This window comes from Microcystis sp. M49636_WE2 (assembly GCF_030065375.1).
Classification (GTDB): Bacteria; Cyanobacteriota; Cyanobacteriia; order Cyanobacteriales; family Microcystaceae; genus Microcystis; species Microcystis aeruginosa_C.
Genome location: NZ_JASJFG010000355.1, coordinates 1 through 5,174 on the forward strand (window position 1 = coordinate 1; position 5,174 = coordinate 5,174).

At 43.0% G+C, this 5,174-nt stretch carries 5 protein-coding genes and 1 tRNA gene; 1 reads left to right on the top strand and 5 read right to left on the bottom strand.

Annotated elements, in window-relative coordinates:
- The 4 genes from PX484_RS08460 to PX484_RS08475 form a co-directional block, all read right to left on the bottom strand.
- Positions 1 to 642: inositol monophosphatase family protein (locus PX484_RS08460; RefSeq protein ID WP_288103451.1), on the bottom strand; the 642-nt coding region annotated here is incomplete at its 3' end.
- A 14-nt stretch (positions 643 to 656) separates the two neighbouring features.
- Complete coding sequence (locus PX484_RS08465) at positions 657 to 1,025, bottom strand: 2Fe-2S iron-sulfur cluster-binding protein (protein ID WP_004268126.1); 369 nt, start codon at positions 1,023 to 1,025, stop codon at positions 657 to 659.
- A 164-nt stretch (positions 1,026 to 1,189) separates the two neighbouring features.
- Positions 1,190 to 3,439 (bottom strand): hypothetical protein, encoded by a 2,250-nt coding sequence (locus tag PX484_RS08470; protein WP_287766567.1) that lies wholly within the window; start codon positions 3,437 to 3,439, stop codon positions 1,190 to 1,192.
- On the bottom strand, positions 3,436 to 4,377 hold the full coding sequence (locus tag PX484_RS08475) for a homogentisate phytyltransferase (protein WP_004268123.1): 942 nt from the start codon (positions 4,375 to 4,377) through the stop codon (positions 3,436 to 3,438). Before PX484_RS08475 ends, PX484_RS08470 begins: the two co-directional genes overlap by 4 nt.
- Positions 4,378 to 4,623: 246 nt before the next feature.
- Between PX484_RS08475 and PX484_RS08480 the strand changes: the two genes are divergently transcribed.
- Positions 4,624 to 4,710 (top strand) — tRNA-Ser (locus PX484_RS08480).
- Between the two features lie 145 nt (positions 4,711 to 4,855).
- Here the strand turns inward: PX484_RS08480 and PX484_RS08485 are convergent.
- Positions 4,856 to 5,174, bottom strand: a 319-nt coding sequence (locus PX484_RS08485) for an O-methyltransferase (protein ID WP_502882709.1), incomplete at its 5' end; no start/stop codon positions are given.

Here is a 5,174-nt window from a genome sequence, read left to right on the forward strand (position 1 = left end):
AATCCCTCGTTCCCAATAACCATCTAAGCGCCCACAGGCCACATCGGTTAAGTCTTTGGCAGCGGAACCGCTGCGGCGTACCCCTTGGGTCAGATGGGTCAGATAACAGAATTCGGCATAATTATTATCGGGGGTTTGACAGCGATCGTAGGCAAAGCCCGTCACCAGTAAACTTTTTTCTAGTTCACTCGTCCGGGAGACATGGATGGGACGACGGTTCAGGGTGGCCCCCAAACCCTTGGCTGCCCGAAATAGTTCCTTTCTAAAGGGGTTATAGATGACTCCCACTGCTGCTTTCCCTGCGATCAGTAGTCCGATGGAGACGACGGATACGGGATAACCGTGAGCATAGTTGGTGGTTCCATCGAGGGGATCGATCGCCCAGAGATACTCGCTGTCCCTCCCTGGCAGTTTTCCCGATTCTTCCGCTAAAATCCCATGTTCGGGAAAGTGACGGCTAATAATTTTGAGAATTTCTGTTTCTGCTCGACGATCTATTTCCGTCACTAAATCGCCCGATCGCCCTTTCTCTTCTATTTTCTCGATTTTACCCCAATTATCGAGGATAATTGTTCCTGCCGCTAGGGCGGCTTCACTGGCAATGTCTAGGTATTTTTCTAATTGGCTGCTGGTATCTGGCACGATTAATCCCGAATCTATTCTTCATCTAAGGGTAAACCAAAACGCACTTTCCCACGGGCAAAAAAGCGACCGAATTGCAGTTCATAGACTTCATCTTCGTCTTGGGTGGCTACTTCCATATCGCCACGGGCATAACTGACACAAAGTAAAGCATATCCTCTGGCTTTTAATTCCGGCGATAGTCCGATCGCCTCTGGTTGGTAGATATCTCCTGATAATACCCTGACCGCGCAGCTAGTACAAGCTCCATTGCGACAGGAAAAGGGTAATTGATAGCCCTGTTTTTCCAGACTGTGCAGTATATAGTTATCCCCCGGAACGGTGGTGACAAATTTTTCGCCGGTCTGACGATTGTGAACGGTGATTTGATAATATTTAGTCATAGTTTAGTTAGCCAGAAATTATAGATGCAATTCTAGATAGTTCTGAATTTAGTGGCTATTTTGATCAGCTATCTTGATTATATCATCAATAATTGCTCAAATAGTCATCATCTTTAGAATTATCCTTGATAAATGTTAACTTTTCTTGGGTCACTTGCCAATTTTTATGGCTCTTGAAACTTCATCTCTTTTAATCTAACTGCACCGTCGATAATTGATATTTCCTGGGAGCCAATTTGCACGATCGCATCTAATCCCTTGCCGATAATTTTAACTGCCGGGGGACGACTTTTCTGCACGGTCATCACCAGAAAAAACTCCTCGCTACCCGTGGCTAAAATGCGCTCACCTGTATTAGTTTTCTCGACTTTTAAAGTCACGGGAGTGATAAAAGTTCCCTGCATATTTGCACCATTTTGAGTGATAGTAAAACTATTTTTTCCGAGAGTGACATTTCCCTGGGTATTCATCACCCAAGTTTTATTAATAAATTCTGGTTCATCGACTTTACCTAATAATTTATCCATCAAGACGAATAATCCGGGAGAACCAGAGGATAGACTGTAATCGACGGCGAAAGAACGAACTAGAGCCACTCCTGCTGGTGGATTAGCCCCTCTAACCATGATTTTATCAGTTTTTAACGTAATTACTCCCGAACCATCGGGACTGGATTGAAAAGTCATCGGTTTTGCTTGGATCCAAGGCGTGGTTTTCGGGAAAATAACCGTATTTTCCGAGTTCCAGTCGCCTTCTGACCCCTCAAAACTTGCCCATTGTCCTCCTAATCCCCAAATTCTCACACTAGCGACATCGGGAAAAGACCATCCTCCCACAAAAGGTTGCTGTTTAAGATAGATACTAGCGACAAAATCCTCTTCATTTTGCCAGCGATTACGAAAAGTATAAAATCCCTTTTGTTGATCAACTAAAACCCTGGAAAGTTGGCGATCAGGATTTTCTGGAGTAAGATTAGATGGATAACCAGCGAGAAGAAAAGGGGCAATATGGGGATAATGGGGGTGAAAAAGTTGTTTTTCTTGACCTTGTAATCGCCATTTTATTGCTGGTAGCCATGATTTATCGGTAATTCCCAATCCGATAGTTAATAAAGATACCCCTACGAACATCTGATGTCTGCCATAAGCAGGAATCAATAATTGACCATTTTTAGGGACAATTCTGGTTAAATAATGGGGGATTAATTGGGCTGCTGGGGAACCGGTTACTAAGTCTAATCCGAGACTATTTCGATACCCTTGCAAAAAAGGAAAAACAGCGAGAACCATGGGTTCGGTGCTGTATAAATCTCCTTCCGTGCCAAATCCTTGATCGCCGATAGCTGTGATAAAATAGCGTTCGATGTGACGTTTGGCCATTTCCACCTGTGCAGAGGGAGAATAGAGAGAATCGGGCGGTAAATCTTCTTTGAGAATCGCTAAACTGGCTAATCCTGCCGCACCTCTGGCCCGCGCATTCCAGTTACTAACTGTGTCTCCATTCCAGCCATTTTTGGGTGAATCACCTTTGAGAAGTTTTTTACTTTCACTGAATAACCAGCCAGTAATTTCCCGTTGGCGCTTTTCTCCCCAAAAATCATAACAAAGATCGTAGGCGAGAGCGACTCCGGCGACAATTGGAGATTGTTCTAAGACTCTCCTGCCTCGATTTTTACGGGTTTTTTCGAGAATTTCCCAGGCGGTTTCTGCTGATTTTCTATCTTGATTTAAAATTGCTAAAAAACAATGACCTGTGGCATGATAACCACCGTTAGGCACATAACCATCGTAATAAATTTTTTGCTGTAAACTGTTGTTTAATTGAGCGATAATAGTTTGACCGATGGGAGTTTTCGCTTTTTCTCTGAGATTAGTTAATTCTGACTTGCGAAAGATTAAACGGGGATGTTCTCGCGGTTGCAGGGGTTGGTGATTAGGGACAGGATTAGGCCATAAAGGGGAAATTGTGCCATTAACTTTGTTTTGTAGTCTTCTTCCCCCTAAAGTGCCTTGATAACTGCCGATGAGTTGGTCTTGGTGGGGGACAATTTCGATATTATAGATAGCTTCCCTGACTTCCGCTTGCCAAGGGTGAGTTTGAATGTTCATTTTCACCTGTAATCGCCAAGCATTGTCTAATTTAATCGTTTTTACCGTACCTTGGTGATCCACTTCTTTATTGAATTTCGGTGCGTATCCCCACACCGACGGCTGACAAACAGATCGATCGCAGCTTAAATCTAGGGTAATATCTTGATAAACGGGTTGATCTTGCCACAGTTTCCAAACACCATGTTTCAGGTTTAAATGAAGGTTGCCGGTTAATAATTGCGGCTCGATGGTTTCCTGACTAGGTGCGCTTGTACCACCTAGCCAAAGTAAGGGAATCGCCGCTAAAAAAGGAGATATTTTCATAGTAAACAAGCGAGGGGAAATATAAGGTATTCTAGGAAGAATAATTTCCAAATAAATTGGTAAAATCGGCTGATTTCGCTTTTATCTTCTAAATTTACTCCGCGACTACGCCACCAAAGAAGAAGAAGTAGGAGCAGATGGGCGAAAATGGCCAGAGGAGAATTAATTCCCCTTATCCCCAAGAGACCGACGGCAATCATACCAGCATAACACAGAGAAATTGTCAATAAGGAAATTGTTAAGATTTTTTCTGGCCCGAGAAGGAGGGTAAAAGTGGTAATTTGGTAAATGCGATCGCCGTCTAGGTCTGGAACATCCTTGAAAATAGCGATCGCAACGGTGAAAACAAGAACAAAAGCTGTTAAAACCCAGATCGAGGGATAGATAGACTGATTTTGATTAATAACTGTGTTGTAGTGGCTAAAAAGACCTAAATTGACGATGACACCCCGGACGGTAAAAATACAGAAGGCGGACCAGAGGGGAAAGCGTTTTAAACGCACTGGTGGCAAGGAATAAGCAGTGCCGATAAGTAAACTAATCCCCACGGTGATTAAAAGCCAAAAACCACCGATAAAAGCCATTATAATTGCTAAAATACCGGTAAAACCCACGATCAACCGTCCTGTTAACGGAGAAAATTCGCCCTTGGCTAGGGGAAGCTGGGGTTTATTGATTTTATCGATGTCGATGTCTTCCAACTGATTTAAACCGACGATATAGACATTACCCGCAAGACAAGCGACCCAAGTGAGCAATAAAACTGGCCAATGGCTAAAAAAATCGTTAATATTGCCTAAAGCAATTAAATACAGACTTAAAACACTGAAAGAAGTGCCGATAATCGTATGGGGACGGGAAAATTTCCAGAGACTCCCTAACCGGTCGAGAAAGTTAGGCTGGGGATGGTTAACTGGAAGAAAAGGAGCTTGATTCATCAGACCTCTTGTAAAAATCAAAAATTGTCGTGGTTGGTGAGGAGTCGGTCGTCAGTAGTCGGTAGTCAGGAGAATTGGGAATGAATAATAATCAATTAAATGGTCTATTTACCGATTTTATGCCGCTTAATCCTTATTTTTGACGTTTTTAAGCCCTCAAAAATCAATTATGCCAGAGGTCGATCAAAAAAAATCAATCCTAGGGCAAGTAATCTGTTAAAATGATAATCCAGACTCAAACCCTGTGGAGAGGTGGCAGAGTGGTTGAATGCGGCAGACTCGAAATCTGCTTTAGGGTCACACCTAACGTGGGTTCAAATCCCACCCTCTCCGTTGAACTGATAACTTAGTGCTGTCGTTAACGGTCTTAAGAGATATAGCGTTACTGTGGGTGGTTTCCGACTGGTGACTAGATTTAGACAACAAAAATCGACACTGATTGTGAAGAGCAAAAGCTTTTCTAATCTCCTTAACTTCTTCACTTTTTCATGGCCAGGGTCAAACCATCACCAATAGGAATAATACTGATATTTACCCGTTCATCCTGCTGAATTTTGGCATTAAGTGAACGGATAATTTTGGTGCGATTATCGGTGCTATCGGCCGCCGCCACTCGTCCCGACCAAAAAACATTATCGATAGCGATAATTCCGCCCCTTCTGACCAATTGTAACGCCCGTTCGTAGTAGGGATCATAATTACTTTTATCGGCATCGATAAAGACAAAATCAAAACTATTACTTTCTCCCCCGGCGATTAATTGATCTAAAGTCTCCAGGGCCGGGGCAATTCTTAAA

Bases quoted from the DNA above. Each gene is read 5' to 3' on its own strand.
- PX484_RS08470 (WP_287766567.1), bottom strand. From the start codon at position 3,439: ATGAAAATATCTCCTTTTTTAGCGGCGATTCCCTTACTTTGGCTAGGT.
- PX484_RS08475 (WP_004268123.1), bottom strand. From the start codon at position 4,377: ATGAATCAAGCTCCTTTTCTTCCAGTTAACCATCCCCAGCCTAACTTT.
- PX484_RS08465 (WP_004268126.1), bottom strand. From the start codon at position 1,025: ATGACTAAATATTATCAAATCACCGTTCACAATCGTCAGACCGGCGAA.